Annotated in this window: 3 protein-coding genes and 1 pseudogene; 3 read left to right on the top strand and 1 reads right to left on the bottom strand. The window is 63.9% G+C overall.

Annotation, left to right across the window (positions count from 1 at the left end; genetic code table 11):
- On the top strand, positions 1-984 hold a 984-nt coding region (locus ACN6LB_RS45720), incomplete at its 5' end, for a transposase (RefSeq protein WP_445031085.1).
- An 8-nt stretch (positions 985-992) separates the two neighbouring features.
- Here ACN6LB_RS45720 and ACN6LB_RS45715 read toward each other — a convergent pair.
- Entirely contained in the window at positions 993-1268 is a 276-nt protein-coding gene (locus ACN6LB_RS45715; RefSeq protein WP_445031084.1) for a hypothetical protein, read from the bottom strand.
- A 263-nt stretch (positions 1269-1531) separates the two neighbouring features.
- Here ACN6LB_RS45715 and ACN6LB_RS45710 point away from each other — a divergent pair, with 263 nt between their 5' ends.
- Positions 1532-2128, top strand: a complete 597-nt coding sequence (locus ACN6LB_RS45710) for a nucleotidyltransferase family protein (RefSeq protein ID WP_445031083.1) — start codon at positions 1532-1534, stop codon at positions 2126-2128.
- 79 nt (positions 2129-2207) lie between these two features.
- A pseudogene (locus tag ACN6LB_RS45705) lies at positions 2208-2366 on the top strand (ATP/GTP-binding protein); the annotation flags it as partial.
- Positions 2367-2465 lie beyond the last annotated feature (99 nt).

The following is a 2465-nucleotide window of genomic DNA, read 5'->3' as shown; positions in this document are numbered from 1 at the left end:
AGAGCGACGTGCGGGGAAAGCTCGCATGCGTCGTTCGGGCTGGGGGCCGTGGGAAAAGGGCCTGCTCAGCAGGCACCTCGCCGACGGCCCACCAGTACCCTCTGGCACAACCTGGGCGAAGCCGCCGAGAAATGCGTCTACCGGCACCGAGGCTGCTTGAGCCCCACGCCGGCGCATCCGGAGCAACCGCAGGAAGAGACGAAGTCGGCCGCGTTATCGCCCTGGCCAACAGGACACCGGTTCGCCGAACGCACCCGCGCCAAGCACGCCACTATCCACGCCCTCCTCGCCGCCGGTCACAGCAAACGGTCCATCGCCCGGCAACTCGGCATGACCCTCAACACGATCTTGCGCTTCTCCCGCGCCACGACTCCGGAGGAGATGTTCACCGGTCAGTGGCAAAGCCGTGCGACCAAGCTCGACGACTACAAGCCTTACCTCGATCAACGCTGGCGGGAAGGCTGTACCAACGCCTGGAAACTGTGGGAGGAGATCAAGGAACAGGGCTATCCACGCGGATACGCCAGCGTCCGTGACTACGTCAGCAGGACTCTTCGCGGCAAGCCCCAACCGGTCGGCCCCCGGCCGCCATCGGCCCGCGCCGTCACGCGCTGGATCCTCACCCACCCCGACGCCCTACCTGAAGGCGACCGGATCCAGCTCAAAGCCGCCCTGGCCAACTGCCCCGAACTGACGGCACTCGCCGAGCACGTGCGCTCCTTCGGCCACATGCTCACCCACCTGCACGGCGACCGGCTCCCCGAATGGATCGAAGCGGCCAGCGCCACCACCGAGCTGCCCAGTCTTCGACACTTTGCTCAGCACCTCCTGCGTGACCTCGACGCTGTCACTGCCGGCCTCACCCTGCCCTGGAACTCCGGCGTCGTGGAGGGCCATGTCAACAGAATCAAGATGCTCAAGCGTCAGATGTTCGGACGCGCAGGATTCGAACTCCTCCGCAAACGCGTCCTGCTCTCTGTATAGATCCCAGGTCAGGAGTCGTCCTCAACAAGTCCGAAACCTTCAGGGAAGCCCTCCAGGAACGCGCGGCGCGAAGGATCGGCCTCCTTCGCAGCCATCGAACCGAGGAGGTCGATGAATTCGCTTCGCTGATCACTCGACAACTGAGTCACCAGATGGGCTACACCCTCCAAGACCTTGACCGCGTCATCCGGATCCATCTGCTCGTCCTCGCATCCCTCAACGAACCAGAGGACATCGACCAAAGCCTCCGCCAGAGCGCGGGTCAGCGACGGGTACACAGACATCGGAACGATCTCCCACAAGGCGGCTGATAGAGCGCGGCCATCTCACCACACGCCTCTGCCATCACTGTCGGTGAGCCCTCCACACAAAGTGGACCAGAGCCTGAGTCTGGATGTCAGTTGAGGGCCGAACAGCCGTCGAGTGTCGATGAGTTTGAGTGTCACGCAGGCGCGCGAGGAGGGGTGCAGACCCCCGAGAGTGTGTCCGCGCGGTCGCGGTCGTCGGCTCATCGCTTTGAGTGAACTCGTCGTGATAGTTAGAACCAGTGATTGGTCGACTTCCCCTTGATGAGCAGCTGGACGTCTTGCGGACGGTCCTCTCCCGCAATGAGGTCTTGACGGATGTGCTGGCCAGAACTGCGACGCTGGACTTGCCCGGTTGGTATGTGACTGCGGGCTGTCTGTTCCAGACGGCGTGGAACGTCGTCACCGACAGGCCGCCGACCAGCGGCATCAAGGACTACGACGTCTTCTACTTCGACAGCTCCGATCTGTCCTGGGAAGCGGAGGACGCGGTGATCAAAGCTGGGCAGGAGGTGTTCGGCGGAGTGCCGGCCGAGGTGGAGATCCGCAACGAAGCACGCGTGCACCTCTGGTACGAGGAGAAGTTCGGCGTGCCCTGCGCCCCGCACGAATCCACCGAGTCCGCGATCGATTCCTTCGCCGCGACGACGTGCTGCCTGGGAGTGCGGCTGGAGCCGGACGGACGATGGCGCGTCTATGCCCCCCATGGACTCTCCGACGTGTTCAACCTCGTTGTCCGTCCCAATCCGGCGCTTGCCCCGCGGGCCGTCTATGAGACCAAGGCACTGCGGTGGAGGAGCCAATGGCCCGAACTCTCCGTGCTGCCGTGGCCAAGCTGAGAACCCAGTCTTAAACCCGCAGGGTGAAGCAGCGCGGCTTGTGGCTCGTTGGAGGGGATGTGAGAGAAGAGGGACGGGCCTCACCGACGCCGTCTGCCACACCTACAGCCAGGCTGGTGTCCAACTCGTCCTCATCGACGAAATCCACCGCCTCAACCCCCGCACCACCACCGGCGCCCAAGCCGCCGACCTCTTGAAAGACCTCACCGAACGCCTCCGGGCGACGTTCGTCTACGCCTGTCGGCGTACACGTGAACGTACACAGCCGCGTACGGATGAACGTGCTCAGTTCTTGATGCGGTGAGGTCGGCGCGTCGGCAGTCTGCTCCTGTGTCTT

The sequence above is a fragment of the Streptomyces sp. SAS_270 genome, assembly GCF_052543295.1.
Note: the sequence above shows the minus strand (reverse complement) of the source record. Positions and strands in the feature narration are given on the sequence as shown.